The sequence below is a fragment of the Lysobacter firmicutimachus genome (genome assembly GCF_037027445.1).
Taxonomy (GTDB): Bacteria; Pseudomonadota; Gammaproteobacteria; order Xanthomonadales; family Xanthomonadaceae; genus Lysobacter; species Lysobacter firmicutimachus.
This window is the reverse complement of record NZ_JBANDL010000002.1, coordinates 1,249,117-1,274,907: the sequence shown is the minus strand read 5'-3', so window position 1 is coordinate 1,274,907 and position 25,791 is coordinate 1,249,117. Positions and strand designations below refer to the sequence as shown.

The following is a 25,791-nucleotide window of genomic DNA, read 5'->3' as shown; positions in this document are numbered from 1 at the left end:
CGATTGCAGTCGTGCGTCGGCAAGATGTCGGCGGCGTTATTTCGCCCCTTCAAAAGTGAGTTGAATCACGTATCAGAAATGTGCCTTCTCACACATAGTCGCAACGCAAACGACTCAAATCCCCCTACCCCTGCGCTCAAAATGCGGTGTGCGTCTAAATTACCTCCCGCGTTCGCACTGCGCGCTGCGAACGGTCCGGGCGAGTCCGAAAGAACGCTCAGGAGGAGGATTTCGCCCGCTCTCAAACGAATTTCAATAGGCAACCTGTATCAAAACCGGGTTCGCCGACCGTGTCCGCCGTGCCCGCAAATGCGAACCCCGGCCGCAGCCGGGGTTCGCTCGAAGCGGGTGCGACCGTCCCTGGCCGCGACAACGATCAGAAGGTGACGCTCCAGGTGTCGATGCGGCCGGTGTCCTGCGCCGCGTTGTCGTTGACGCGCAGCTTCCAGGTGCCGTTGAGCGGCTCGCTCGACAGGTTCACGGTGTAAGTGCCGATGACGTTGTCGGTCGAGGAACCGGTGCGGTTGTGCAGGTTGTAGATCGAGCCGTCCGGCGCCACCAGGTCGACCTTCAGGTCGCCTTTGTAGGTGTGGTAGATCGTCACCGACACCGAGGCGTTGCTCGGTGCGTTGCCGGTGCGGCCGGACACGGTGATCGGGCTGTCGACGGTGGCGTTGTCGTTGATCGTGTAGTCGGTGCCGTTGGTATAGGTCTGCGCGCCCGGGGTACCGCCGCCGAGCGAGTCCAGCGCCGCCTTGGCGTTGACGATGCCCACGCCGATCGGCTGGTCCGGGGTCTGCGGGAACGCACGCGCGGTGTTCTTCAGGATGGTCTCGATCTGCGCCGGGGTCTTCGGCGTGGCCGAAGCGGCCTGCAGCAGCGCGACCACGCCGGCCACGTGCGGCGTCGCCATCGAGGTACCGCCGTAGGAGGCGTAGCTTTCCGCGCCCGGCGTGGTGCTGCCGGCGTTGAGCGTGGACAGGATGTTCGAGCCCGGCGCGGCGATGTCGACCACGGCGCCGTAGTTCGACTTCTGCGTGCTGCTCCATACCGAACGCGCGCCGGCGCTGTCGACCGCGCCGACGGTGATGACGTTGTTGCAGTTGGCCGGGCGCGCGTTGGAGGCGTTGCCGTTGTTGTTGCCGGCGGCGACCACCACGGTGGTGCCGCGCGAGACGGCGCCGTCGATCGCGGCCTGGTAGGTCGAGCCGCAGGTGCCGCTGCCGCCCAGGCTCATGTTGATGACTTCGGCCGGGTTGGCGTTGGCCGGCACGCCGGACACGGTGCCGCCGGACGCCCAGGTGATGGCGTCGGCGATGTCGGCCAGCGAGCCGCCGCACTTGGCCAGCACGCGCACCGGCACGACCTTGGCGTTGTACGCGGTGCCCGCCACGCCCTTGGCGTTGTTGGTCACCGCGGCGACGGTGCCGGCGACATGGGTGCCGTGCCAGCTCGACGGGCTGTCGTAGGTGCGGCCGCACTCGCCGGCGTTGAACCAGTCGCCTTCGTCGGCCGGGTTGGAATCGCGGCCGTTGCCGTCGCGCGCGGCGGTGGCGTCGCTGACGAAGTCGTAGCCGGGCAGGATGTTGGCGTTGAGATCGCTGTGGTTGGTGATGCCGGTGTCGATCACCGCCACCACCACGCCGGTGCCGGTGCTGATGTCCCAGGCGGTGGTGGCGTTGATGCCGGCGTCGGCGTCGGTGTAGCCCCATTGCTCGCCGAAGCGAGTGTCGTTCGGGGTGCCCAGCGGATACATGCGCGCGTTCGGCTCGACGTACTCGACGTTCGGGTCGGCAGCGATCTGGCGCATCAGCGCCTCGGCTTCGACGCGGTCGAGCTTGCGTCCGGCGCGAACCAGGTCCGAACCCAGCGCGGTGCGGCGCAGGTGCTTGAGGCCGAGCGCCTTGCCCTTGCCGGAGAAACCGGTCGCGGCCGTGCTCAGCGCGCTCTGCAAGCTCGCGGCGCTGCTGCGCTGCGCGCTGCCGTCGCGGTACTTGACGATGAACTCGTCCTGGGTCTCGTTGGCCAGGGCGGCGAGGTTGATGCGCTCGGCGGCGAACGCCGAGCCGGCGGAGCCCAGCACCAGGGCGGTGGCGGCGGCGAGGACGTGAATGCGGTGGGTACGACGACGGTTGGCACGAACGGACATCTGAACTAACCCCCGAAACAGGAAGGCCGCGGTCGCGGCGGATGTCGCCCGGTGCGTCGTCGGACCGCGAAGATTCGCCGTGCCCGGGCTGGTCGTGGACGCCTCACCGGCCTGCGCCGGTGTGCGTCCTCGATTCACGCTAACGATTGCGGGGCGGTGACAGCAAGGTGTCGCCTTGCCGACGTGGCCCGTTCAAGAGTGAAGTCAATCACGCATTGAGAAGCGCGTCCACGTGCGCGGCATCACAACGCAAACGCGGCAAAACCCCCTACCCTCGTCGAAAAATGCGATGAATTCCTTGAATTCAGGTTCGCACTCCGGCCTCAACCGCGCCAGGCGGGGCCGTCCTTGCCGGCTCCGGACGGTACGGGCGGCGGTCGGTTCCGGCCGCACGATTCATAGATTCCATTTATCGAACTGCGGTGCCATCCGCGCCCCCAAAAAAAGACCCCGGCGCAGCCGGGGTCCGTAAGGCGAGCGCGGCCTCCCCCGGCCGCGGACGACGCTCAGAACTTGATGCTCCAACTGTCGATGCGGCCGGTGTCGTTGACCCAGTTGTCGTTGACCCGCAGCTTCCAGGTGCCGTTCAAGGTTTCGCTGGACAGGTCGCGGGTGTAAGTGGCCACCACGTTGTCGCTGCTGTCGTTGCTGTTGTAGTTGAGCAGGGTGTAGACCGAGCCGTCCGGCGCCACCAAGTCGACCTTCAGATCGCCGCGATAGGTGTGGACGATGTTCACCGACACCGAGGCATTGCTCGGTGCGTTGCCGGTGCGGCCGGACACGGTGATCGGGCTTTCGACCGTGGCGTTGTCGTTGATCGCATAGTCGGCGCTGTTGCTGTAGGTCTGCGCGCCCGGGGTGCCGCCACCGCCGAGCGCGTCCAGCGCCGCCTTGGCGTTGACGATGCCCGCGCCGATCGGCTGGTCCGGGGTCTGCGGGAACGCGCGCACGCTGTTCTTCAGCAGCGTCTCGATTTCCGCCGGCGTCTTCGGGGTCGAGGCCTTGGCCTGCAACAGCGCGACCACGCCGGCCACGTGCGGCGTCGCCATCGAGGTGCCGCCGTAGGAGGCGTAGCTCTCCGCGCCCGGCGTGGTGGTGCCGGCGTTGAGCGTGGACAGGATGCTCGAGCCCGGCGCGGCGACGTCGACCACGGCGCCGTAGTTCGACTTCTGCGCGCTGCTCCACACCGAACGCGCGCCGGCGCTGTCGACCGCACCGACGGTGATGACGTTGTTGCAGCTCGCCGGCTGGATGTTGGCCGCGTTGCCGTTGTTGTTGCCGGCGGCGACCACCACAGTGGTGCCGCGCGAAACGGCGCCGTCGATCGCGGCCTGGTAGGTGGCGCTGCAGCTGCCGCCGCCGCCCAGGCTCATGTTGATGACTTCGGCCGGGTTGGCGTTGGCCGGCACGCCGGACACGCTTCCGCCCGAGGCCCAGGTAACGGCGTCGGCGATGTCCGCCAGCGAGCCGCCGCACTTGGCCAGCACGCGCACCGGCACGACCTTGGCGTTGTAGGCGGTGCCCGCCACGCCCTTGGCGTTGTTGGTCACCGCGGCGATGGTGCCGGCGACATGGGTGCCGTGCCAGCTGGAGTTGCGCGCGGGCACGTCCTGGAACAGCGAGTCGCACTCGGTGGCGTTGTTCCAGTCGCCTTCGTCGGCCGGGTTGGAATCGCGGCCGTTGCCGTCGCGCGCGGCGGCGGCGTCGCTGACGAAGTCGTAGCCGGGCAGGATGTTGGCGTTGAGATCGCTGTGGCTGGCGATGCCGGTGTCGATCACCGCCACCACCACGCCGGTGCCGGTGCTGATGTCCCAGGCGCTCGGCGCGTTGATGCCGGCGTCGGCGTCGGTGTAGCCCCATTGTTCGCCGTAGCGGGTGTCGTTGGGCGTGATCAACGGATACATGCGCGCGTTCGGCTCGACGTACTCGACGTTCGGGTCGGCGGCGATCTGGCGCATCAGCGCTTCGGCCTCGGCGCGGTCGAGCTTGCGCCCGGCGCGGATCAGTTCCGATCCGGTGGCGATGCGGCGCAGGTGCTTGAGGCCGAGCGCCTTGCCCTTGCCGGAGAAACCGGTCGCGGCCGTGCTCAGCGCGCTCTGCAAGCTCGCGGCGCTGCTGCGCTGCGCGCTGCCGTCGCGGTACTTGACGATGAACTCGTCCTGCGCGTGCTGATTCAAGGACGAGAGATTGACGCGCTCTGCGGCGAAGGCGGACATCGCCGCGCAGGACAGGGCGGTCGCGGTGGCGACGGCAAGAGCGCGTTGCGACAGGACGCGCGAGGATGCGGGCTTGTTGCGGCAAGACATGATGGAACCCCCAAAGCGAAGGCCGGCGATGCGGCGTAAGCGCGCGAGGGCCGGTTCGAAGCATGGCGGCTTCGCGACGGGCTCGCGCAGTGCGTGCGGACTCGTCGATCCGCGCGGCACACGCTACGAGTGCGTCGTCGGCGCTCACAAGGCGCGCTTCGGGGGCGATTGCGGACATACCCGTGCGTCCGATCACGTATCGGCACCATACGTTTCGGAATCGCGACAGGTTGGCGACGGATCGGCGATCGTCGCAACGGGAATTAATGTGCTTTTTGTATCAGCGCACGCGTTCGTACAGTCGAAGGCCTGCGATCGCGATGCGGGCGCTCATCCGGTTCGGCGCGCGACGCCGGCGGGTTCGCCGATCGGCGCCGGATCCGCCCGGCGCCGATGCAGTCACAGCATGCCGGTTTCCAGGCGCGCGGCCTCGGACATCATGTTGCGATTCCACGGCGGATCGAACACCAGTTCGACATCGGCCTCGGCCACGGTCGGAATCATCTCCAGCTTGCTGCGCACGTCGTCGACCAGGATATCGCCCATGCCGCAGGCCGGCGCCGTCAAGGTCATGCGCACCTCGACCGTGCGCTGGCCGTCGTCGCGATGCTTGACCGCCGCTTCGTAGACCAGGCCCAGCTCGACCACGTTGATCGGGATCTCCGGGTCGAAGCAGGTGCGCAGTTGCTGCCACACCAGCCGTTCGACCGCTTCGTCGTCGGCGCCTTCGGGCAGCTCCAGCGGTTCCGGCGGTTCTTTGCCGATGGCGTCGGCGTCGCGGCCGTGGATGCGGAACAGGTTGCCCTCGACGAACACCGTGTAGCTGCCGCCCAGGGCCTGGGTGATGTAGCCCACGCTGCCGGCCGGCAGGGTCACCTGCTCGCCTTGGGGGACCATGACGACGGCGCAATCGCGCTCGAAACGGACGGGTTCGCTGCTGCGGGAGTACATGCCGGAAAGATGGGGACGCCGTGCCGCAGCACAAGAAGGCCTATTCTACCGGCCCCGGCCGGCTATGCTGTAGGGCTTGCCCCGCCCACAGTGTTCCGCCGATGACCGTCGCCGTGCCGACCGAACCCCGTGCCCCCCGCCAGACCGAGCGCGCGCAACGCCGGGTGACCGCATTCTCCTGGCTGCTGCTGGCCCTGGGCACGGTCGGTTTCGCCGCGTTCTGGGTGTTGCTGGCGGTGGCCTGGGACCGCCAGTGCAGCTGGATGGCGGTGCTGGGCGCGCTGGACATCGCCTGGATGCTGCGCCTGGGCGGCTGGCGCCCGGGCCCGCGCCGGGCCGGTCTGGGATTGGCGGCGAGCGCGCTGATCGTGCTGATCGCCAATTGGGGCATCGCCGCGAGCCAGTACGGCGGCATGCTCGGTTTCGGTCCGCTGGAGTCCTCGACCCGGTTGGGCCCGAATTTCGCCTGGACCTTGTTCCAGCTGGCCAATAGCGGCACCGACCTGATCTGGCTGGCGCTGGCCGCGGCGGTGGCGGTGGTCGCCTCGCGCTGAGGCGGTTGGCGGCTGCGGGCGCTAACGATGCGATACCGCGGCAACGCGGTCGCGGCTTGCGCCCCTGCCCCAAAGCAACGACGCCGTGCCCAGCGTTGCCGTTGCCATGAAGAGCTTGGTGCCGCTTCGGACAGACCGGGGAGGGCCTGTGCGGAGCAGCCCTGCGCAGGCTACGTCCCATAGTGGCCCTTGATGCGAAACGGCCATGGCGTTTTCTTTGGCTACTTTTTGACCGAAGGAAATCCAGTAGGACGTTGTCGCCTTGGACAAAGAAAGTGACCCGGCCGTTTGCGGACGGGAGCTTCGCTTGGAGCTTTTGTCCATAGACGCCGGCGCTACGGTTTTGAGCTTCGATCAATAGCGAAGGCGTTGATTTCTCTGCGCGTCCCGTGGTCGCGGCTTACGCCGCTCCTACAAAGGGGCCCAGGACAAAGACGCGGCGACCGGGCGAGAGGGCGGTCGCGACTTGCGTTGCGCCTACCCCGCCCCGCGACGATGTCGGGTTTCGATCGATGGCGCCGGCGTTGGGTTCTCTGCGCGTCCCGGGGTCGCAGCTCACGCCGCGCCTGCATGGACGGCACGGCCGCGGCGCGTCACTCGGGGAAATCCATCTCCGCCAGGCAGGCGGCGAACAGGCGCGCCGCCTCTTCGATTTCGGCCACCGACAGGGCGCCATAGCCCAGCAGCAAGCCCGCCCGGTCCGGCGGATCGAAATAGTAGGGCGCGATCGAATACAGCCCCAGCCCGCGCCGCTGCGCCAACGCGATGAACGCATCGCCCTGCGCCGCGCTGCGCCCGCGCAGCCACACCAGCAGGTGCATGCCGGCGTTCGAATCGTCGATGTCCAAGGCCTCCCCGCAAGAGCGCCGCAGCGCGCCGAGCAGCGCGTCGCGCCGTTGCTTGAGGGTCTTGGCGGTGCGGCGCAGATGCCGTTCGAAACCGCCGTCGGCGAGGAAATGCGCCAGCGCGGCCTGCTCGATCGCCGGCGAGCCGAAGTCGTCGACCCACTTGGCGCTGACGAAATCGTCGCGCAGGCCCGGCGGGGCGACGATGTAGCCCAGCCGCAGCGAGGGGAACAGCACTTTGGAGAAGGTACCGGTGTAGATCACCCGCCGGCTGTCGTCGAGCCCGCACAAGGCCGCGTGGGGCTGCGCGTCGTAGCGGAACTCGCCGTCGTAGTCGTCCTCGAAGATCCAGCAGTCGTGGCGGCAGGCGTAGTCGAGCAGCGCGCGCCGGCGCGCCAGCGACATCAGCGCGCCGGTCGGAAACTGATGCGACGGGGTCACGCAGATCAGCCGCGGCGGACGCTCCGGCAACAGGTCGGTGCGCAGCCCTTCGCGGTCGACCGGCACCGGCACCAGCCGCGCGCCGTGGATCTGCAGGGCCTCGCGCACGGCGAAATACTGCGGCTCTTCGATCGCGACCTCGTCGCCTTCATCGAGCAGCACCCGCGCGGTCAGGCTCACCGCCTGCTGGGTGCCGGTCACCACGATCACGTCCTCCGGCCGCGCTTGCACTCCGCGCCGCAGCGACAGGTATTCGCAGACCGCCGCGCGCAGCATCGGTAGGCCCTGCGCGGTGGGATAGTTCGGTGGGGTGTAAGCGGCCGCGTGCGACAGCGCGCGCGCCCAGGCCGAGGTCAGCAGCGGATTGGTGAACGGCACGCCGTACTGGAAGCTGTGCAGCACGCCCGGCACGCCGCGGCCGGGCATGGCGCCATGATCGTGATAGCGGCGCAAGCGGCGCGCATAGGCGCTTTGCGGCGGTACCCGCTGCGGCGGCTCGCTGCGCGGCTGCACCGGCGCGCCCGGCATGACCACATAACTGCCCGACCCGACCCGGGCCTGCATGAAACCCTCGGCGCGCAATTGCTCGTAGGCGGCCAGCACGGTGTTGCGCGACAGGTCCAGCTGCTGCGCCAGCAGCCGGCTGGGCGGATAGCGCAGCCCGGCCGGCAACCGCCCGCCGAGCACCGCGTCCTTGAGCGAGCGGACCAATTGGCCGTGCAAAGGTCCGCGACCGTCGAGCGGCAGATACATGTGCGCGGCTCCGATTGGCCCCCCGCGGGCCGTCCGAGCGTCCGATAGTGCCAAGCCATTGTCCCGCCGGGGAGACCACTGCCGCCAGTCGGTCGAATTCTGCATAAGCCGGCCCTGCCCGTCGCATAACGCAATGCGACGGCGGCGGCTCCAACGGCCGCGACTGGCCGGGCGTCAATTGGCTCCTTCGAGTCCGGGCTGATTGGCCCTCCAGCCGCGGGGGCCGGCTGGCTAGCGTAGGAGCCATCGCCGGGTCACCGCTGCGCCACCAGGACGAGGGACGCATGAACCTGCACCACCACCGGATCCATTTCGCCGAACACCTGGACCTGTCCGCCGCGCGGCCGGGCCTGCACCTGATCCGCGCCTCGGGACGCGCGGTCCAATTGGAACTGCCTGCCGGCTGGCTGTCGCTGTGGCTGCCGCTGCGCGGTCCGCTGCGGCTGGAAACCGCCGACAGCACCTGGGAGTTGGCGCCCGGGCACCTGCAGGTCTGGCGCGACGGCCGCCTGCGCAGCAGCGCGCGGGTGCCGTGCTGGTGGCTGTGCCTGTGCGGCCCGGAGACCGCCTGGCGCCCGCATCTGCCCGCGCCGGCCGAGGGCGCCGCGCTGGAGGAACCGCTGCCCTGGGAGGGCGCCGCGCCGCGCGATGCGCAACGCCTGCTGGTGCGACTGGCGCGGCGGATCGAGCCGGCCGGCGAGCGCAATGCCGGCGCGCTGTTGCGCACCCTGTGCGCATTGCTGCTGGAACAACAGCGCGACCTGCTGGCGCGCCTGCCGCGCTGCAGCGGCCGCACTCAACGCCGGCGCCAGCAGACCCTGCTGCGCCTGTTGCGGGTCCAGCACCTGATCCGGCGCCATCCCGAACTGCGTCTGGACCTCGGCCGGTTGGCCCGCTGCGCCAGCTATTCGCCGTGTCATCTGATCCGGATCTACCGCGAAGTGTTCGACGAAACCCCGACCGAGTTCGCCTCGCGGCTGCGCTCGGACCGGGCCTGGCGCATGGTCCGCGAAACCCGCATGCCGGTATGCGAGATCACCGAGGCGCTGGGCTTCGAAAGCCAGAGCGCGTTCTGCCGCGCGTTCAAGAACTCTTTCGGCCTGACCGCGACCCAGGCGCGGCGGCTGGAACCACCGACGGCACGGGTCGCCTGACCCGCCCTGCCGACATCATGGGCGCCGCCGTCGCGCGGCGCCGTCACTGCGGTCCGACCTGGCGGTGGCCGCCGTCCTCTTATCGAGCCTCGCCATGACCGACGTTTCTCGCTCGCATCGCTCCGCGCCGTCGTCGAATCTGCTCTTGTGGACCCTGGTCGGCGGCCTGATCGCCGCCACGCTCGATATCGCCTATGCGATCTCGTACTGGGGCCTGACAGTGGGCGTCCCCGCGCAGCGCGTGCTGCACAGCGTCGCCTCGGGGCTGGTCGGCCGCGAGACCGCGCTCGCCGGCGGCGCGCCGACCGCGGCGCTGGGCCTGTTCCTGCACTACTTCATCGCGTTGGTCATGGCCGCGGTCTACGCCGTCGCCGCGGTCCGGCTGGCGTGGATGCGCCGCCATCCGTGGATCGCCTCGACCCTGTACGGCCTGTGGCTGTTCGTGGCGATGAATTTCATCGTCGTGCCGCTGTCGCGCGCGGGCGGCAAGGGCCTGCCGGACGACGTGGTCTGGATCGTGCTCAGCGTGCTGGTGCACGTGATGTGCGTGGCCTGGCCGATCGCATGGGCGGTCGGACGAGGCCTGCGGGGCCGGCGCTAGGCGCCGGCGGACGCCGCGGACTACGAGTCGCCGCCCTGGCTCGCTGCTCTTTGCCGGACGACCGTACCGCGGGCCGGCCAACGCAACCTGCAACCCATAAGGTGCGGAGTGAACGGCGACGAGCCGCTAGTGCCGCGGCTCGTCGCTCATCCTCGTCGCTCGTTTCTCGCCGCTCGCCGATCGCCTCCGGCGTCAATGCCCGCCGCCATCCAGCGCCTTCAACTCCGACACCAGCGCGCTGGCCATCTCGGCGCCGTCGCCGTACAGCATGCGGGTGTTGTCGGCATAGAACAGGGCGTTCTCGATGCCGGCGAAACCGGTGCCCTTGCCGCGCTTGATGACGATGGTGTTCTTGGAATTGACCACGTCCAGGATCGGCATGCCGTAGATCGGCGAAGCCGGATCGGTCTTGGCGACCGGATTGACCACGTCGTTGGCGCCGATCACCAACGATACGTCGGTGTTGGCGAACTCGGGATTGATGTCGTCCATGTCGGCGATCAGGTCGTAGGGCACGCCGGCCTCGGCCAGCAGCACGTTCATATGCCCCGGCATGCGCCCGGCGACCGGATGGATCGCGAACTTCACCTTGACCCCGCGCTCGATCAGCTTCTGGGTCAGTTCCCAGATCTTGTGCTGGGCCTGCGCCACCGCCAGGCCGTAGCCGGGCACGATCACCACGCGCTCGGCGAAGGCCATCATCGCCGCGACGTCGCCGGCCTCGATCGGCTTCTGCGTACCGCTGATTTCCTGCGCCTGGCCGCCGCCGCCGAAGTTGGAGAACAGCACGTTGCGGATCGGCCGGTTCATGGCCTTGGCCATCAACCGGGTCAGCAGCATGCCGGCCGCGCCGACCATGGTGCCGGCGATGATCAGCGCCTCGTTGCCGAGCACATAGCCTTCGAACGCCACCGCCAGGCCGGTGAAGGCGTTGTACAGCGAAATCACCACCGGCATGTCGGCGCCGCCGATCGGCAGGGTCATCAGCACGCCCAGGGCGAGCGCGACCACGAAAAAGGCGATGATGATCGGCACGTTGAGGGTCGCGATCGCGGCCACGCCGAGCACGACCATCGCCAGCGCGACCACGGCGTTGAACACCTGCTGGCCGGGGAACACCACGCGCTTGTCGAGCCGTCCGTCGAGCTTGGCCCAGGCGATCACCGAACCCGACAGCGAGACCGCGCCGATCGCCGCGCCGACCACCGCCAGCACCAGGGCCACGGTCGGCGTCTGCATCTCGATCACGCCGCGCTCGAGCTGCGCCTGCAGCGGATCGGCGGGCAAGCGCGCCGCCAGGCGCAGCAGTTCGACCGCGCCGATCGCCGCCGCCGAGCCGCCGCCCATGCCGTTGTACAGCGCGACCATTTGCGGCATGTCGGTGATCGCCACCTTCTTGCCCGAAACCCAGGCCAGGATCGTGCCGATGCCGAGCGCGAGCGCGATCAGCCCCAGGTTGTGCAGCCCGGGCAGCAGGAAGGTCGCGGCGGTGGCGATGACCATGCCGGCGCCGGCCCAGCGGATGCCGCTGCGCGCGGTCACCGGCGAGGCCATGCGTTGCAGGCCCAGCAGGAACAAGGTGGCGGCGACGAGGTAGCTGGACTTGACCAGGATATCCAGCCCACTCATGCGTTCGCCTCCGTCGGGCTTCGGGATTCGGGATTCGTAATTCGGCGTTCGAGCCCGACAACCCCGGTGGCTGCGGCGCCATCGGCGCTCTTGCGGGACCCGAGAGCCGAGTCCTGAGCCCCGTTCTCCAGCGACGATCCGCTCATGCGCCACCCGCCATCTTGCTCGACTTGAACATCTCCAGCATGCGCTCGGTCACCACGTAGCCGCCGGCGGCGTTGCCGGCGCCGAGCAGCACGGCGACGAAGCCGATGGCCTTTTCCAGGGGGGTTTCGGCGTGGCCGAGCACGATGATCGCGCCGATCAGGACGATCCCGTGGATGAAGTTGGAGCCCGACATCAGCGGGGTATGCAGGATCACCGGGACCCGCGAGATGATCACGTGGCCGGCGATCGCGGCCAACATGAAGATATACAGCGCCACGAAACCGTCGTTCATCCGAACCTGTCCCCATGCGATGTCTTCCGCATCATAACCGGCCCTGAATACAGCGCCAGCCTCGTCAACCGCCCAGCCGGCGGCGCGTTTCCGGTTCCGAATGTGATGCCCATTACGTCGCCCAGGATCCCGCGATGCCGAACCCGTCCCCCCACCGTCGCGCCCGCCGTCCGCGCGCGGCACGCTGAGGAGCCGCCCAGGTGCTGCAACCGCCAGGCGCCCGTATGCTGGAGCCAGTGAGCGTCGACGCCGAACCGCTGCCGCTGGAGCCTGCGCCGTCCCCGCCGGAACGGCCCGCCCCCGTCCCGCCCGGGGGCGCGCCGGCCCGTGCGCCGGCCAGCCTGGATGCTTTCCTGGCCGGGTTGAGCGCGCGCGCGTTCCGCTTCGCCGAACTCGGCCTGCGCCATCGCGAGGACGCGCTGGACGCGGTCCAGGACGCGATGATGAAGATGCTGGCCTATCGCGAACGCCCGGCCACCGAATGGACGCCGCTGTTTTGGAGCATCCTGCGCAGCCGCATCGTCGACCTGCAGCGCCGGCGCACCTTCCGGCTGCGCTGGCTGGCCCCGGCGGCGCGCGAAGACGACACGCCGCTGGACTGGGCCGACGACGGCCCCGATCCGCAGCGCGCCCACGACGGCCGCGAAGCCTATGCCCGGCTGTCGCAGGCCCTGGCCGCGCTGCCGCGACGCCAACGCGAGGCCTTCAGCCTGCGCGTGCTGGAAGAACTCGACGTCGCCACGACCGCGCGGGCGATGGGTTGCAGCGAAGGCGCGGTGAAAACCCATCTGTCGCGCGCACGCGAAGCCCTGCAGCGGCAATTGGAGGAATGGCGATGATCCGCAACACACACAACAGCCCCGGGCCGGCGCCCGCCGCCGGCGACGAGCGCGACGCGCGTTTCGATGAAGCCATGCGCGCCCTGCATCGACAGGCCCTGGACCGGGTCGAACCGGCCACCCGCGCCCGCCTGCGCAGCATCCGCAACGACACCGCGCATGCCCGGGCGCGACGCGGCGGACTGCTCGGCTGGGCCTTGGCCAGCGGCAGCGTCGCCGCCGTCGCCCTGGCCCTGGGACTGCAGTTCGTCGGCCCCGCGCCGCCGGCCCCGACCGCGTCGGCGCCGGCCCTGGCCGAGCAAACGCCCGCGATCGGCTACGACGCCGACACTTCGGTCGCCGCGCTCGACGAAAATCCCGATCTTTATCTGTGGCTGGCGTCCAATGGCGACGCCCTGCCGACTCAGCCGGAGTAACCCGCCATGCGTCGCCTCGCCCCTCTCCGCCGCGCCGGCCTCGCCCTCGCCGGCCTCGCCCTGCTGGCCGCCGCGCCGGCGTTCGCCGCCGACCCGCCGGCCGCGCCGTTGCCGGCCTGGGAGCAGCTGAGCCCGGCCCAGCGCGAACAACTGATCGCGCCGATGCGCGAACGCTGGAACAGCTCGCCGGAGGAACGCCAGCGCATGCTGCAACATGCGCGCCGCTGGCAGCAGATGACTCCGCGGGAGCGCAGCAACGCGCGCCGCGGGCTCAAGCACTGGGAGCACCTGGACCCGGAGCAGCGCAAGCAGATGCGCGCCCTGTACGCCAAGATGCGCGTGCTCGACGAAACCGGCCGGCGCGCGCTGATGAACCAATGGCGCGACATGACCCCGGAGCAGCGCCGCGCCTGGGTCAAGGCCAACCCGCCGCCGTGGCGTCGCGACGACGCGCCGCGCGATTGAGCGCGCCGAGCGCTGGACGCCCGCTCAGGAGCGGCGTAAGCCGCGCCTATCGAAGCGACGAAACGAGCCGGTAGCGCCTCGGCCGAAGACAGCCCAGCCGTCCGCGCCGGGGGCTAAAGCACACCGGCCCGGTGCAGGGGGGCCGCGGCCGCAGCGCTAGCGTGCCTCGCTGCGGCGGTCGCGGCTTACGCCGCTCCTACAGGGTCGGGCGCCCCGCGCAGCGGCCTTCGGCTACCTCACCGACGCAACCGCTTTCGCCATTCCCCCTGGAAAAGGGGCGACGGCGGGATTCGCCCTTGCCCTGCTCTTGCCGCACCGCGATGGAATCGCGCGGCGGCAGCGGCTCAGGCCGCCACCGCGGCCGCGACCGGCGGCTGCGGCCAGACCGTCTTGGCCAGCAGCTCGTCGTTCCAGTCGTACTTCAATGCGCCCTGGTCGACGAACAGGCTGACGAAGTTGAGCAGGTTGCGCGCGTACATCTCGCTGGCGTGGACCGCGCCGCTGCTGGCCAGGTTGAGCGGGCCGGCGACGGTCACGCCGTCGGCGTCGACGGTTTCGCCGGGCCGGGTCAGCTCGCAATTGCCGCCGGTCTCGGCGGCCAGGTCGACCAGCACGCTGCCCGGCTTCATCCCGGCGATCATCGCCGCGGTAATGATCTTCGGCGCCGGCCGGCCTGGCACCGCGGCGGTGCAGACGATCACGTCGATGTTCTTCAGGTGCTCGCCGAGCCGGCGCTGCTGCTCGGCGCGCTCCTCGTCGGTGAGCTGGCGCGCGTAACCGCCCTCGCCCGCGGCGCTGACGCCGAGGTCGAGGAATTTGCCGCCCAGCGACTCGATCTGCTCGCGCGTTTCCGGGCGCACATCGAAGCCTTCGACCTGGGCGCCGAGGCGCTTGGCGGTGGCCACCGCCTGCAGGCCGGCGACGCCGGCGCCGACGATCAGCACCTTGGACGGGCGGATCGTACCGGCGGCGGTGGTCAGCATCGGGAAGAAACGCGGCGCCAACTGGGCGGCGATCAGCACCGCCTTGTAACCGGCCATGCCGGCCTGCGAACTCAGCACGTCCATCGCCTGGGCGCGGGTGGTGCGCGGCAAGCGCTCAAGCGGGAACGCGAGCAGCTTGCGCGCGACGATGGCGTCGCCGCGCGCGGCATCGGCCTGCGGCGCGAGCAACCCGACCACGGCCGAGCCCTCGTGCAGCGTCGCCAGGCGGGCCGGCTCCGGCGCCTGCACGCACAGCACCACGTCGGCTTCGCCGAGCGCGGCGGCCGCGTCGTCGGCCAGCTCCGCGCCGGCCTGGACATAGGCCTCGTCGGTAAAGCTGGAGGCGCGGCCGGCGCCGCGCTGGACGCGGACCCGCGCGCCGCGCGCGATCAGTTTCTTGCAGGTTTCCGGCGTCAGCGCCACGCGCTTCTCGCCGGCCGCGGTTTCGCTCGCAACGCCAATCGTGATGCCCGACATGCTTCGCTCCGTGCCCGGTTCGCTGCATCCTAGCGGATGCGGCCGCGGCTGCGCGATCTCGCCGGACGGACGGCCGCGCGGAAGCGGCAGCCAGTCACGGCCCAAGCAGATGGCACACAAGACGGGGAGATCGCCGGGCAGGCAACGGCCAACAGGCGTCGGGCGATGGCGATGGCGATGGCGATGGCTAAATCATGGCCGAAGCCGCTTTCGCTATCGCCTGTACCCGCTCGCTGATTGCCGGCGTCAGATGACCCGGTCCAGATGCCGCCGCACCTGGCGCATGGCCTCGTCGAAGGCGGTGCGCTCGGCGCCGACCACCAGCCGGCCGGAGGCCGCCAGCACGGCCAATTCCTCGGCCGAGGCGACCAGCGCGCGCACGCCGCGGCGGTTGACCAGCAGCAAGCGCGAGGTCAGCGGGCTGACCCAGGCGACCTTGACCGCGAGGGTCTCGCCCTGGGTGTTGGTCAGGCGCAGCCAGTCGCCGGGTTCCAACTCGCGCATGCGCTGGGCCAGCAGCGGATCGTGGGCGACCTGCTCCATGCCTGCGGACAGGTACAGCTTGCGCTCCTCGGCCACGTCCTCTTCGACCTCGGCGGCGCTCGGCTGCGGATGTTGCCGGCGGGCGTGGTCGGGCGTGGCCAGGGCGCGTACCAGCTCGGCCATCGCCTGCTGGGCGGCGTTGTCGTCCAGGCCGGAGCTGGCCAGGCACTGCACGATCACCGGCTGCAGCGCGAGCAGTTGGTCGGCCAGCTCGCGGCCACGGTTCTCCGCGGCCAAGCGGTCGGCCATGACCAGCGCGTCGCCCAGCGCCAACGCCTGGGCGCGGCGCTTGGGGTCTTCGTTTTCGCGCAGCAGCACCTGCACCACGTGATGGCGCCAGGGCGTGGCCAGGAACTCGGCCACCGCCGGAGTCAGTTCGGAATCGCCGACCCGCTCGCGCACCGCATGATCGGCCTGGTTGCGGGCGGCGTTGAGCCGCTCGCGGCCGTAGGTGGCCTTGGCCGCGCGCTGCTCCTGCAGCTCGATCCGGCGCCGGTGTTGGGCCAGCAGCGCGTCGAGCTCGGCATGGGCCAGCTCGAACACCGCCAGGTCTTCGTTGTAATCGGACACGATCCGCTGCGAGATCGACGAAGCGCGCTCGAGCAGGTCGCGGTCCTGCTGGGTCTCGCCGTCGTTGCCTTCGCAGGCCTCGGTGATGGCGTCGAGCAGGCGCCGCGCCGGGTGTTCGCGTTTGACGAACACCTCGTTGTCGGTCAGCGCGACCTTGACGTAAGGCATCACCAGCCGCGCATAGACGCGGCGCGCGCGGTCCTGCAGGGCGTGATTGCGGAACAACGAGTCGAACAACAGCGCGACCAGGTCGATCGCGTCGTCTTCTTCGGCGCTGAAACAGGTCTGGTCGGGGTTGAAGCCGAGCCGGCGCGCGCCGTCGTAGAGCTGGTCGCGGATGGTTTCGCCGAGCCGGCCGGACACGGCCAGGGCGCGGGCGAACGCATCCGGCGGCTCGGGCTGCAGCAGCGAGACCATGCCGACGACTTCGTCCACGCGCAGCTCGCGGCGCGGCGCCATCGAGCGCTGCGGCATGTGCGCCGGCGGCAGGCCGCCGGTCTTGACCAGGCCTTCGCGCCAGGCATGCAGCTGCGAACGCAGCTCGGCCAGTTCGCTGGCCATGGCCGCGACATCGGCCTGCGACACCGGCGCCTGCGCGCCGTAATTGCCGTAGCCGGCGGAGCCGCCGTGGCTGTCGCTGTAGCCGCCCATCGCGGCGCTGTAATCGGGCAGGGGCGCGTGGGGCTCGCGGTGCGGCACGGTGTCGAATACCTCGTCGAGCGTGTTGCGCTCGCGGGCGCGATCGTCGGCCGCGCGCACCGGCGCGCCAGGCGCGGGGGCGCCGAAGCCGACGCCGTAACCGGCGGTCGCAAGCAGATTGTTGACCCGGCCGTAGAGATCGCCGAGCAGTCGCGCCAGCTCTTGTTCGTACTGGCGGAACAGGCGCAGGCGCAGGCTTTCGGTCACCGTCGCGTCGTTGTAGACCGCGGTGAAGGCGCGCACCAGGCGATACGGCCCGAGCGGGTTGATTCCGATCGGCGCGCCCATCGCCTGCGACAGCATCTTGAGCCGGCCCTGGATCATCTCCAGCGGACGCAGATAACGGTGGTCCAGCGCTTCGGTCAGGCGCTCGCCGTCCAGATCGAAAGCCAGCTGCTGATCGCCGACCAGTTGCAGCGGCGTGCCGCCCAGCCCGCCGACCGCCGAGCCGGGCGCGCGGAACGCGTCGAAGCCCAGTGCGACCTGCTGCCGAAACGCCATGACGTGACTGGCCTGCTGCTGGCGCAGGACCCACAATGCGGCCTGGTCTTCGTATTGGTGATTGCGTCCGTCGCCCTTCAGCGACTCGGCCTTGAGGGCTTCCTCGATCGGCAGGTACAGGCTGCCCGGCAGCCCCCCGAGTTGCTCGAGCGTCTGTCGTTTGATTTCTTCGAGCACGCGCACGGGATCGGTGCGCGTTGCCTGAGCGACGCCGTGCAAGTGGCCGGACACTTACGAATTTCCCCTGATGAGCTGGACGCTGCTGCGTCGATTTCCGACTGCAGAGGCAGGATAGTGCCAATATGCGTCCATTAATGTGTTGTCGTTCATTTTTGTGACCGGAGTCCCCTTGTCTCTTATGTCCCCCGCCGTCCCCGCACTGCTGAACGCACTCGATTCCCGCCGATCGGTGCCGGCCAAGCAACTCACGGAACCTGGTCCGGACGAATCGACGCTGCAGCGTATGTTGCGGTCGGCCGTGCGCGTTCCCGACCACGGCAAACGCGTGCCGTTCCGCTTTCTGTTGATCCAGGGCGATGCGCGCCACGAACTCGGCGAACGGGTCGCCCGCCGCGGCCAGGAGCGCTTTCCCGATGCCGGCGCCGCCGCGGTCGAAAAAGACCGCAGCCGCTTCTCGCACGCGCCGCTGGTGGTCGCGGTGATCGCCAAACTCGGCCCGGACGAGAAGATCCCCGAGTTCGAGCGCACCCTCACCGCCGGCTGCGTCTGCTTCGCCCTGCTGCAGGCCGCGCAGGCCTACGGCTACGGCGCGGTCTGGCTGACCGGCTGGCCGGCCTACGACGAGCAGGTCGCGCGCTGGCTGGAACTGGAAGCCGACGAAAGCATCGCCGGCTTCATCCACATCGGCACCGCGCGCCTGGACGCACCGGAGCGCGAGCGCCCCGACCCCGCCGGACTGACCCGGACCTGGTCGCCGCGCTGAGCGGCGCGTGTTGGAATGCACCGATGACCCCGACGCCGCGCCCCCCGCTGTATCTGATCGACGCCAGCCTGTACGTGTTCCGCGCCTGGCATTCGATCCCCGACGAATTCCAGGACGCCGAAGGCTGGCCGACCAACGCCGTGCACGGCTTCGCCCGCTTCCTGCTCGAGCTGATCGAGCGCGAGCGGCCGCGCCACATCGCCATCGCGTTCGACGAAGCGCTGGATTCGTGCTTCCGCAATCGCCTGTACCCGGCCTACAAGGCCAACCGCGATCCGGCCCCGGACGCGCTCAAGCGCCAGTTCGGCCACTGCAAGGCCCTGTGCAGCGCGCTCGGCCTGGCGGTGTTGGCCGACGTCGAATACGAGGCCGACGACCTGATCGGCAGCGCGCTGACCGCGATGCGCGGCCGAGGCTATCGCGGCGTGATCGTGTCCGCCGACAAGGACCTGTCGCAATTGCTCGACGCTCACGACGAACAGTGGGACTTCGCCCGCGGCCAGCGCTGGGGCGCCGACGGCGTGCCGGCGCGGCACGGCGTGCTGGCGACCCAGATCGCCGACTACCTGGCCCTGACCGGCGACGCGGTCGACAACATCCCGGGCGTGCCCGGGATCGGCGCCAAGACCGCGGCCGCCCTGCTCGGCCACTTCGGCAGCCTCGACGCGCTACTGGCGCGGGTCGAGGAAGTGCCGTTCCTGCGCCTGCGCGGCGCGGCCAGCGCCGCGGCCAAGCTGCGCGCCCACCGCGAGCAGGCGCTGCTGTGCCGACAGCTGACCACGATCGCGATCGACGCCCCGCTCGGCGAGGACCGCGGTCACTTCGCGCGCAGCGCGGCCGACCCGGCCGGTCTGCTGGAACTGTGCGACCGCCTGCGTTTCGGGCCGATGACCCGGCGCAGGCTGCACGAAGCGGTCGGGCTCGACTTCGCGACGTCACAGGTTCCGTCATAACATCGTCTTTCCGCATGCACATGGCGACGCAATGACGCGAGGACCGCAATGACCCCGGCCGACCACGGACACGCTGCCCCAGAGCAGGCTCAGGCTCGCGCCGACAACGGCGTGGAAACGCTCTACCAGGGCCAGTGGCTGCGGATGATGCGGCGCGGTCATTGGGAATACGCCGAGCGCACCCACGGCAAGGGCATGGCGGTGATCATCATCGCGGTCACTCCCGACGACCGGGTGCTGTTCGTCGAACAGCAACGCGTGCCGCTGGGCGCACGCACCATCGAGATGCCGGCCGGACTGGTCGGCGACGACCACGACCACGACACCCTGGAATCGGCGGCGCGGCGCGAACTGGTCGAGGAGACCGGCTGGGAACCGGCCAAGGTCGAAGTGCTGCTGATCGGCCCGACCTCGGCCGGCATGAGCAGCGAACGCATCGCCTTCGTCCGCGCCACCGGCCTGCGCCGGGTCGGCGACGGCGGCGGCGTCGACGGCGAGGACATCGTCGTCCACGAAGTGCCGCGCGACCACGCCCCTGCTTGGTTGATGGCCAAGCAGGACGAGGGCTACGAACTGGATCTCAAGCTCTGGGCCGGGCTGTGGATGATCGAACGCAATCCGGACGGCAGCCCGGCGGGCTGAAACGAACGGTTTCGCCCCGTATGCGTCGGCGTTTCCTGTAGCGGCGGCGTGAGCCGCGACAGCCGCAGAGACGCCATACCACCTGCGGCACGAAGCGCGGCGAGACCGGAAATGGCGGTCGCGGCTTGTGACCGAAGGAAATCTCCGTGGACGCCGTTCCTGCCCCAAAAAACAACGACGCTGCACTTGCCGTTGCCGTTGCCGTTGCCGTTGCCGTTGCCGTTGCCGTTGCCGTTGCCGTGAAGAGCTTGGCGCGGGACCGAACTCGCGAGAAGACCTGCAGCCCCGAAGGGCGGCCCGCAGGGATGCGGGCCGTGCGCAGCCAGGCCATGGATGGCCTGTGCGGAGCAGCCCTGCGCAAGCCCCGTCCCATAGTGGCCCTTGATTCGAAACAGCCATGGCGTTTTCTTTGGTTACTTTCTTTGTCGCCTTGGACAAAGAAAGTGACCCGGCCGCTTGCGGACGGAAGCTTTGCTTTTGAGCTTTGAAGCTTTAGATGCCTTCGAACACAGACGCCGCGAGACCGCAGCAGCGCGGTCGCGGCTTACGCCGCTCCTACAGGGGCCAAGGACAAAGCGCGGCGAACGGGCGAGACGGCGGCGCGGCTCGCGCCGCGCCTGAGGAGCGCTGCGCGAGCCGCCAACGGGCGCGGATCAGGCGAAGCGGTCGGTCGCGCGCACCAGCGCGTCGACGTTCTCGGCTTCGAACGCCGAATGCCCCGACGCCGGGGTGATCGTGAGCTCGGCTTTCGGCCACGCCTGCTTGAGCTCCCAGGCGTTCTGCACCGGGCAGACCACGTCGTAACGGCCGTGCACGATCACGCCCGGGATGTCGGCGATCTTGTGCGCGTCGCGCAGCAGTTGGTCTTCGACCTCGAAGAAGCCGCCGTTGACGAAGTAGTGGTTCTCGATCCGCGCGAACGCCAGCGCGAATTGCGCGTCTTCGTGGCCGCTGACGAAATCCTGGTCGACATGCAGGAAGCTGGTCGCGCCTTCCCACACGCTCCACGCGCGCGCCGCGTCGAGACGGGTCTTCTCGTCGGCGCTGGTCAGGCGGCGGTGGTAGGCGCTGATCAGGTCGTGGCGCTCGACCGGCGGGATCGCCTGCAGGTAATGCTCCCATGCGTCCGGGAACAGGCGCGAGGCGCCCTCCTGGTAGAACCACTCCAGCTCCCAACGGCGCAGCATGAAGATGCCGCGCAGGACCAGCTCGGTGACCTGCTGCGGATGGGCTTGCGCATAGGCCAGAGCCAGGGTCGAGCCCCAGGAGCCGCCGAACACCTGCCAGCGCTCGATGCCGAGCTTGGCGCGCAGCTTTTCGATATCGGCGACCAGGTCCCACGTGCTGTTGTCGACCAGGTCCGCGTGCGGGGTCGAACGGCCGCTGCCGCGCTGATCGAACAGCACGATGCGGTACTTGGCCGGGTCGTGGAAGCGCCGCATCTTGGCGCTGCAGCCCGCGCCGGGACCGCCGTGCAACAGCACCACCGGCTTGCCGTTCGGGTGGCCGCACTGTTCGTAATACAGCGTGTGGCGGTCGTCGACCCGCAGGGTGCCGGTGTCGAAGGGTTCGATCTCGGGGTAGAGCGTGCGCATCGCAGGCCTCGCAGTCGTGAGGCCGACCAGTTTACCGGCGACGACCCGTCGCGTCGGCAACGCCGGCGTATGGCGCCGCCGCTCGCCGGCCTGCTCCTGCGGGAGCGGCGCAAGCCGCGCCAGGGAACGCGCAGGCGAACCGACGCCGACGCGGCCGACAAAGCCGGAACCCGGCACGACCGCGCCTCACCGCCGCCCGCCGTCCCAGCGAACGCGACGTCGGGCGGTCGAATTCAATCCAACGAGTCCGGCATCCGCGCCAGACTCACCCGGTCGCGCCCCTCCAGATCGCGTTCGGTCGCCGCCTCGACCAAGCCGGCCGCACTCAGCAGGTCGCGCACCGCCGGGCCCTGGTTCCAGCCGTGCTCGATCAGCAACCAACCGCCCGGCCGCAGATGCGACGCCGCAGCGGCCGCGATGACCCGGATCGCATCCAGGCCGTCGGCGCCCGAGGCCAGCGCCGCGGCCGGCTCGTAACGCAGGTCGCCCTGCTGCAGATGCGGATCGCCGGCCTCGATGTAGGGCGGATTGCTGGCGATCAGGTCGAAACGTTCGCCGGCCAGCGGGGCGAACCAGTCGCCCTGGCGGAACACGACATTGCTCAGCCCCAGCGCGCGCGCGTTGGCGCCCGCAACCGCGAGCGCGGCGGCGCTGACGTCGGTGGCGACCACCCGCGCCTGCGGCCGCTCGTAGGCCAGGGCCAGGGCGATCGCGCCGCTGCCGGTGCCCAGGTCGGCCACCGCCGCCGCTGGCCCGGCCGGCAGGCGCGCCAAGGCCAGCTCGACCAGCAGTTCGGTCTCCGGACGCGGAATCAGGGTCGCCGCGCTGACTTCGAGATCGAAACGCCAGAACCCGCGCCGGCCGATCAGGTAGGCGACCGGCTCGCCCGCCTCGCGCCGCGCCAGCGAGTCGGCGAAACGCTGCGCTGCGTCGTCGGCGACGAGGTGATCGTCGTGCGCGAACAGCCAACCGCGGCTGCGGTCGAGCGCGTGCGCCAGCAGCAGTTCGGCCTCGGCCGCTTCGATGCGCAAGCGCGCCGCGCGCAGCAAGGCATCGACGCGGCGCGCGCCGGCCTCCTGCGGACTCGCCGCGGAACCGGGGTCGTGAGAGGAAGTCATCGGCGCATTGTAAGGGCCCGCCTCGCGCGGCGCGCCCGAACAACGCAGTTCCGGCGCGTCCCCCTACTGCGCGACGTCGCGCCTGCGCGCCGGCCGCGGAGCGTTGCGCCGCGCTTCGCGCGCATCCGTGTTGCGACGCAACGCAGGCCGCCCGCGATGCGTGCGCACGGTCGCCATGGCCCGCCAATGCGCCTTGCCGCCCAGCGTGTTGATTGCTCGGGAAAAACTTCGTCGCCGGCCGATTTTTAAACGATTTGACAGGGTTTAAATCGATCCAAACGTTGACACCGCGAAATCGCCGCTCGCAATGTCGGCCGCGTCGCCGACCAAGGCGACCCGCCGCGCGAGCCTGTGCCGTCCCGTGTCAGATCGCGCGCCGCCGCCGACCACCCACATCACTTCAGGGGATCGTCCATGACCCAGCCGACCCAGCGTTCCAACTCCGCCTTGCGCCGTTTCGTTCCCCGGCTGGCCGCCCTGGCCCTCGCCGTCGCCGCGCCGGCCGCATTCGGCGCCGAGTCGGCGATCTTCGGCGGCGGTCCGTTCTATTCCGGCGGCCAGACCGTCATCAACGACCTCAAGGCGTCCGGCTTCACCACGGTGTTCCTGTGGAGCATCCACATCGAGGCCAACGGCGACCTGGTCTACAACGACATTCCCATCGTCAAGAACGGCGCCTACATCGGCGCCGACGCCGACTGGCCGGCGCGGCTGGCCTCGCTCAAGACCGCGCCGACCTCGGTCAAGCGGGTCGAGGTGTCGATCGGCGCCTGGGGCGTGCCGGATTTCGAACGCATGGCCAACCTGGCCAACGGCACCGCCGCCGGCTGCGGCACCACCATCGTCTGCGGCACCGGCAGCAGCAGCATCCTCTACCGCAACTTCCAGGCCCTGAAGAGCGCCACCGGCGCCGATGCGGTGAACTTCGACGACGAGAGCCATTACAACGTCGCCGACACCACCCAGTTCGGCCAGATGCTGGTCGGCCTGGGCTACAAGATCACCTTCGCGCCGTACACCAATCAGAGCTTCTGGAAAGGGGTCAAGGACAACCTCGGCAGCTCGGTCGACCGCATCTATCTGCAGGTGTACGACGGCGGCGCCGGCAACGACCCGGCCAACTGGAACACCGCGATGGGCATGACCGTCATGCCCGGCCTGTGGACCAAGCACGGCACCGGCTGCACCGCCGGCGACAGTCCCTCGCAGGTGCAAACCCGCATGGCGGGCTGGAAGACCAGCGCCGGCATCGGCGGCGGCTTCCTGTGGCTGTACGACGACATCCAGAAGTGCTGGGCGCAGGGCACCAGCGCGCAATATGCGGCGGCGATTAACAATGCGCTCAGCGGCAATACCGCGCCGGTGGCCAACTTCGGCGTCAGCGTCAACGGCCTGACCGCCCACTTCAGCGACGCCTCCAGCGACGCCGACGGCAGCATCGCCTCGCGCAGTTGGAGCTTCGGCGACGGCGGCACCTCGACCGCGACCAACCCCAGCCGCACCTACGCCAGCGCGGGCAATTACAACGTCAGCCTGACCGTGACCGACAACGGCGGCGCCACCCACACCAAAACCCAGACGGTGTCGGTCGGCGCCGGCAACGTCAATCTCGCGCTCAACAAGCCGGCTACCGGCTCGGCCTCGTGCAACGCCAACGAAGGCCCGGCCAAGGCGGTCAACGGCAGCGTCTCCGGCGGCAACACCGACAAGTTCTGCTCGCTGGCCTCGCCGGCCTGGCTGCAGATCGACCTGGGCTCGGCGCAGACGGTCAGCAGTTTCGTGGTCAAGCACGCCGGCGCCGGCGGCGAGTCGAGCAACTGGAACAGCAAGGCCTTCACCATCCAGACCTCGAGCAACGGCACCAGTTGGAGCACCCCGGTGTCGGTGAGCGCCAACACCGCCAGCACGTCGACCCATTCGATCAGCGCCACTTCGGCGCGCTACGTCAAACTCAACGTCGCCACCCCGACCCAGAACGGCGATCCGGCGACGCGGATCTACGAGTTCGAAGTGCGCTGAAGCACGAACGCCGGCGGACCGCGCAGGTCCGTCGGCGCGGCGCAACGACGCCCGCGGCTGCGGACGGGGTTGCGTGGGGAGGCGGCGCGAACGGGAAGCAGCGCGGTCGCGGCTTGTGACCGGAGGCAATCCCCGTGGGACGCCGCGCCTGCAGACGCAAGATTCCCGCTTCGCTCGACCGCCAATACCTTGGGATCGACGCGTGCCCCCTGGATCGCGGCTTACGCCGCTCCTGCAGCATGCCCGGAACCGGACGAGGCAGGAGCGGCGTAAGCGGCGGCTCAGCACTGCAGCGGCAGGTAGACGTCGGTGCGCAGCAAGGCCTGCGGTACCTGGTCGGGATCGTCCAGGTAGTCGTGGTACAGCAGCGCGTCGCCGAGGCGCTCGCCGCTGGCCGGCAGCCAGCGCGCGAGCAGCGCATCGGTCGCCGCTTCCAGGCCGTCGAAAGCGCCGACATGGCGGATGCGGGCGTAGCGCCCACCGCCCAGCCGCGTCAGCCGCAGTCCGGGCAAGCCGGTCGGGTCGACGCCCTCGCCCAGCGCCAGCATGCAATCGAACCGGCACTGCGGCTCCGCCACGTCGCGACGGTCGTCGACCGCGACCCCGTACAAGCCTTGCAGGCGATCCAGCAGGCCATGCGCGCCGGCCCAGCCGAACAAGCGTTCGTAGCCGGCGTGCTTGGCCTCGTAGCCGCCTTCCACCCGAAGCGCCACGACCTGGAACGGGTCGATGCTCACCACTTCGACCCGCAGCGGCGGCGCGTCTTCGCCCTGCTCCGGCTGCGGCGGCTGGGCCAGGCGGTCGATCTCGCGCCACAGCCGCTCCGGTTCGGCACGCAGTTCGCTGGGCGCGGTGCCCAGGCTCTGGCGCAGGGCGCGGGTGAACGCCTGCGGAGTCTGGTAGCCGACCGCGAGCGCGGCGTCGGTGACGCTGCGTCGTTCGCTGGCCAGCAGCCGCAGCCCTTGCAGCAGGCGCAGGCGGGCCACGGTCTGGCCGGTGGTTTCGCCGGTCATGGCGCGGTAGACGCGATGGAAGTGGAACGGCGAGAACGCCGCCGCCTCGGCCAGTCGCCCCAGTTCGGGCGGCTCTTCGCCCTGGGCGATCGCGCGTTCGATCAGGGCGACCGCACGGTCGATGCGGCGCTCGTGAGCGTCGCGGGTACCGGCCTTGAGCGCGGGGCGGGCGGCTTCGTTGACGGGGGCCATC

At 69.8% G+C, this 25,791-nt stretch carries 22 protein-coding genes; 11 read left to right on the top strand and 11 right to left on the bottom strand.

Annotation, left to right across the window (positions count from 1 at the left end; translation table 11 throughout):
• Positions 1-376: 376 nt before the first annotated feature.
• The 3 genes from V2J18_RS05425 to sufT form a co-directional block, all read right to left on the bottom strand.
• Complete coding sequence (locus V2J18_RS05425; protein ID WP_336131274.1) at positions 377-2,149, bottom strand: S8 family peptidase; 1,773 nt, start codon at positions 2,147-2,149, stop codon at positions 377-379.
• A gap of 506 nt (positions 2,150-2,655) precedes the next feature.
• On the bottom strand, positions 2,656-4,455 hold the full coding sequence (locus V2J18_RS05420) for a S8 family peptidase (protein ID WP_425605948.1): 1,800 nt from the start codon (positions 4,453-4,455) through the stop codon (positions 2,656-2,658).
• 399 nt (positions 4,456-4,854) lie between these two features.
• Positions 4,855-5,406 carry a putative Fe-S cluster assembly protein SufT gene (sufT, locus tag V2J18_RS05415; protein ID WP_064750028.1) on the bottom strand — a complete coding sequence of 184 codons (552 nt, stop codon included), beginning with the start codon at positions 5,404-5,406 and terminating at the stop codon, positions 4,855-4,857.
• Positions 5,407-5,507: 101 nt separating this feature from the next.
• Between sufT and V2J18_RS05410 the strand changes: the two genes are divergently transcribed.
• The gene (locus V2J18_RS05410; RefSeq protein ID WP_336131273.1) at positions 5,508-5,960 is read left to right on the top strand and encodes a hypothetical protein; all 453 of its coding nucleotides are present in this window, start codon (positions 5,508-5,510) and stop codon (positions 5,958-5,960) included.
• A 593-nt stretch (positions 5,961-6,553) separates the two neighbouring features.
• Here the strand turns inward: V2J18_RS05410 and pdxR are convergent.
• The gene (gene pdxR, locus V2J18_RS05405) at positions 6,554-7,999 is read right to left on the bottom strand and encodes a MocR-like pyridoxine biosynthesis transcription factor PdxR (RefSeq protein ID WP_336131272.1); all 1,446 of its coding nucleotides are present in this window, start codon (positions 7,997-7,999) and stop codon (positions 6,554-6,556) included.
• 284 nt (positions 8,000-8,283) lie between these two features.
• Here pdxR and V2J18_RS05400 point away from each other — a divergent pair, with 284 nt between their 5' ends.
• Both V2J18_RS05400 and V2J18_RS05395 read left to right on the top strand, forming a co-directional pair.
• Positions 8,284-9,153, top strand: a complete 870-nt coding sequence (locus V2J18_RS05400) for a helix-turn-helix domain-containing protein (protein ID WP_336131271.1) — start codon at positions 8,284-8,286, stop codon at positions 9,151-9,153.
• 94 nt (positions 9,154-9,247) lie between these two features.
• Complete coding sequence (locus V2J18_RS05395) at positions 9,248-9,754, top strand: hypothetical protein (RefSeq protein ID WP_336131270.1); 507 nt, start codon at positions 9,248-9,250, stop codon at positions 9,752-9,754.
• 192 nt (positions 9,755-9,946) lie between these two features.
• Here the strand turns inward: V2J18_RS05395 and V2J18_RS05390 are convergent, their stop codons facing one another.
• Positions 9,947-11,383: an NAD(P)(+) transhydrogenase (Re/Si-specific) subunit beta gene (locus V2J18_RS05390; protein WP_064749721.1), complete on the bottom strand. Its 1,437-nt coding sequence runs from the start codon at positions 11,381-11,383 to the stop codon at positions 9,947-9,949.
• A 142-nt stretch (positions 11,384-11,525) separates the two neighbouring features.
• Positions 11,526-11,822 carry an NAD(P) transhydrogenase subunit alpha part 2 gene (locus V2J18_RS05385; RefSeq protein ID WP_336131269.1) on the bottom strand — a complete coding sequence of 99 codons (297 nt, stop codon included), beginning with the start codon at positions 11,820-11,822 and terminating at the stop codon, positions 11,526-11,528.
• A 224-nt stretch (positions 11,823-12,046) separates the two neighbouring features.
• Between V2J18_RS05385 and V2J18_RS05380 the strand changes: the two genes are divergently transcribed.
• From V2J18_RS05380 to V2J18_RS05370, 3 genes are read left to right on the top strand one after another with little or no spacing between them, the layout of a single operon-like run.
• Positions 12,047-12,661: an RNA polymerase sigma factor gene (locus tag V2J18_RS05380; protein ID WP_079248351.1), complete on the top strand. Its 615-nt coding sequence runs from the start codon at positions 12,047-12,049 to the stop codon at positions 12,659-12,661.
• On the top strand, positions 12,658-13,077 hold the full coding sequence (locus tag V2J18_RS05375) for a hypothetical protein (RefSeq protein ID WP_141233595.1): 420 nt from the start codon (positions 12,658-12,660) through the stop codon (positions 13,075-13,077). Before V2J18_RS05380 ends, V2J18_RS05375 begins: the two co-directional genes overlap by 4 nt.
• Before the next feature lie 6 nt (positions 13,078-13,083).
• Positions 13,084-13,542: a DUF3106 domain-containing protein gene (locus V2J18_RS05370; RefSeq protein ID WP_064749718.1), complete on the top strand. Its 459-nt coding sequence runs from the start codon at positions 13,084-13,086 to the stop codon at positions 13,540-13,542.
• Positions 13,543-13,886: 344 nt separating this feature from the next.
• Here the strand turns inward: V2J18_RS05370 and V2J18_RS05365 are convergent, their stop codons facing one another.
• The gene (locus V2J18_RS05365) at positions 13,887-15,002 is read right to left on the bottom strand and encodes an NAD(P) transhydrogenase subunit alpha (protein ID WP_336131268.1); all 1,116 of its coding nucleotides are present in this window, start codon (positions 15,000-15,002) and stop codon (positions 13,887-13,889) included.
• A gap of 246 nt (positions 15,003-15,248) precedes the next feature.
• Positions 15,249-17,498 carry a DUF1631 domain-containing protein gene (locus V2J18_RS05360; protein WP_261370211.1) on the bottom strand — a complete coding sequence of 750 codons (2,250 nt, stop codon included), beginning with the start codon at positions 17,496-17,498 and terminating at the stop codon, positions 15,249-15,251.
• Positions 17,499-17,673: 175 nt separating this feature from the next.
• Between V2J18_RS05360 and V2J18_RS05355 the strand changes: the two genes are divergently transcribed.
• The 4 genes from V2J18_RS05355 (at position 17,674) to V2J18_RS05340 (ending at position 20,341) form a co-directional block, all read left to right on the top strand.
• Positions 17,674-18,258, top strand: a complete 585-nt coding sequence (locus V2J18_RS05355; RefSeq protein ID WP_336131267.1) for a nitroreductase family protein — start codon at positions 17,674-17,676, stop codon at positions 18,256-18,258.
• A 23-nt stretch (positions 18,259-18,281) separates the two neighbouring features.
• Positions 18,282-19,211, top strand: a complete 930-nt coding sequence (locus tag V2J18_RS05350) for a 5'-3' exonuclease (RefSeq protein WP_336131266.1) — start codon at positions 18,282-18,284, stop codon at positions 19,209-19,211.
• Between the two features lie 144 nt (positions 19,212-19,355).
• The gene (locus V2J18_RS05345; RefSeq protein WP_064749723.1) at positions 19,356-19,853 is read left to right on the top strand and encodes an NUDIX hydrolase; all 498 of its coding nucleotides are present in this window, start codon (positions 19,356-19,358) and stop codon (positions 19,851-19,853) included.
• Positions 19,854-19,999: 146 nt separating this feature from the next.
• The gene (locus V2J18_RS05340) at positions 20,000-20,341 is read left to right on the top strand and encodes a hypothetical protein (RefSeq protein WP_336131265.1); all 342 of its coding nucleotides are present in this window, start codon (positions 20,000-20,002) and stop codon (positions 20,339-20,341) included.
• 165 nt (positions 20,342-20,506) lie between these two features.
• Here V2J18_RS05340 and pip read toward each other — a convergent pair whose 3' ends face one another.
• Entirely contained in the window at positions 20,507-21,448 is a 942-nt protein-coding gene (gene pip, locus V2J18_RS05335) for a prolyl aminopeptidase (protein WP_336131264.1), read from the bottom strand.
• Between the two features lie 233 nt (positions 21,449-21,681).
• Positions 21,682-22,566: a peptide chain release factor N(5)-glutamine methyltransferase gene (prmC, locus tag V2J18_RS05330; RefSeq protein WP_336131263.1), complete on the bottom strand. Its 885-nt coding sequence runs from the start codon at positions 22,564-22,566 to the stop codon at positions 21,682-21,684.
• 414 nt (positions 22,567-22,980) lie between these two features.
• On the opposite strand from prmC, the gene V2J18_RS05325 reads away from it, so the two are divergent.
• Positions 22,981-24,585: a PKD domain-containing protein gene (locus tag V2J18_RS05325; protein WP_336131262.1), complete on the top strand. Its 1,605-nt coding sequence runs from the start codon at positions 22,981-22,983 to the stop codon at positions 24,583-24,585.
• A gap of 281 nt (positions 24,586-24,866) precedes the next feature.
• On the opposite strand, the gene V2J18_RS05320 is transcribed toward V2J18_RS05325, so the two are convergent.
• Positions 24,867-25,790, bottom strand: coding sequence for an AraC family transcriptional regulator (locus tag V2J18_RS05320; RefSeq protein ID WP_336131261.1), 924 nt, complete (start codon positions 25,788-25,790; stop codon positions 24,867-24,869).
• Between the last annotated feature and the right edge of the window lies 1 nt (position 25,791).

Bases quoted from the DNA above. Each gene is read 5' to 3' on its own strand.
- V2J18_RS05380 (WP_079248351.1), top strand. From the start codon at position 12,047: ATGCTGGAGCCAGTGAGCGTCGACGCCGAACCGCTGCCGCTGGAGCCT.
- pdxR (WP_336131272.1), bottom strand. From the start codon at position 7,999: ATGTATCTGCCGCTCGACGGTCGCGGACCTTTGCACGGCCAATTGGTC.
- V2J18_RS05370 (WP_064749718.1), top strand. From the start codon at position 13,084: ATGCGTCGCCTCGCCCCTCTCCGCCGCGCCGGCCTCGCCCTCGCCGGC.
- V2J18_RS05425 (WP_336131274.1), bottom strand. From the start codon at position 2,149: ATGTCCGTTCGTGCCAACCGTCGTCGTACCCACCGCATTCACGTCCTC.
- V2J18_RS05325 (WP_336131262.1), top strand. From the start codon at position 22,981: ATGACCCAGCCGACCCAGCGTTCCAACTCCGCCTTGCGCCGTTTCGTT.
- V2J18_RS05410 (WP_336131273.1), top strand. From the start codon at position 5,508: ATGACCGTCGCCGTGCCGACCGAACCCCGTGCCCCCCGCCAGACCGAG.
- V2J18_RS05395 (WP_336131270.1), top strand. From the start codon at position 9,248: ATGACCGACGTTTCTCGCTCGCATCGCTCCGCGCCGTCGTCGAATCTG.
- pip (WP_336131264.1), bottom strand. From the start codon at position 21,448: ATGCGCACGCTCTACCCCGAGATCGAACCCTTCGACACCGGCACCCTG.
- V2J18_RS05400 (WP_336131271.1), top strand. From the start codon at position 8,284: ATGAACCTGCACCACCACCGGATCCATTTCGCCGAACACCTGGACCTG.
- V2J18_RS05390 (WP_064749721.1), bottom strand. From the start codon at position 11,383: ATGAGTGGGCTGGATATCCTGGTCAAGTCCAGCTACCTCGTCGCCGCC.
- sufT (WP_064750028.1), bottom strand. From the start codon at position 5,406: ATGTACTCCCGCAGCAGCGAACCCGTCCGTTTCGAGCGCGATTGCGCC.
- V2J18_RS05350 (WP_336131266.1), top strand. From the start codon at position 18,282: ATGACCCCGACGCCGCGCCCCCCGCTGTATCTGATCGACGCCAGCCTG.
- V2J18_RS05320 (WP_336131261.1), bottom strand. From the start codon at position 25,790: ATGGCCCCCGTCAACGAAGCCGCCCGCCCCGCGCTCAAGGCCGGTACC.
- V2J18_RS05345 (WP_064749723.1), top strand. From the start codon at position 19,356: ATGATGCGGCGCGGTCATTGGGAATACGCCGAGCGCACCCACGGCAAG.
- prmC (WP_336131263.1), bottom strand. From the start codon at position 22,566: ATGACTTCCTCTCACGACCCCGGTTCCGCGGCGAGTCCGCAGGAGGCC.
- V2J18_RS05375 (WP_141233595.1), top strand. From the start codon at position 12,658: ATGATCCGCAACACACACAACAGCCCCGGGCCGGCGCCCGCCGCCGGC.
- V2J18_RS05420 (WP_425605948.1), bottom strand. From the start codon at position 4,455: ATGTCTTGCCGCAACAAGCCCGCATCCTCGCGCGTCCTGTCGCAACGC.
- V2J18_RS05365 (WP_336131268.1), bottom strand. From the start codon at position 15,002: ATGTCGGGCATCACGATTGGCGTTGCGAGCGAAACCGCGGCCGGCGAG.
- V2J18_RS05385 (WP_336131269.1), bottom strand. From the start codon at position 11,822: ATGAACGACGGTTTCGTGGCGCTGTATATCTTCATGTTGGCCGCGATC.
- V2J18_RS05355 (WP_336131267.1), top strand. From the start codon at position 17,674: ATGTCCCCCGCCGTCCCCGCACTGCTGAACGCACTCGATTCCCGCCGA.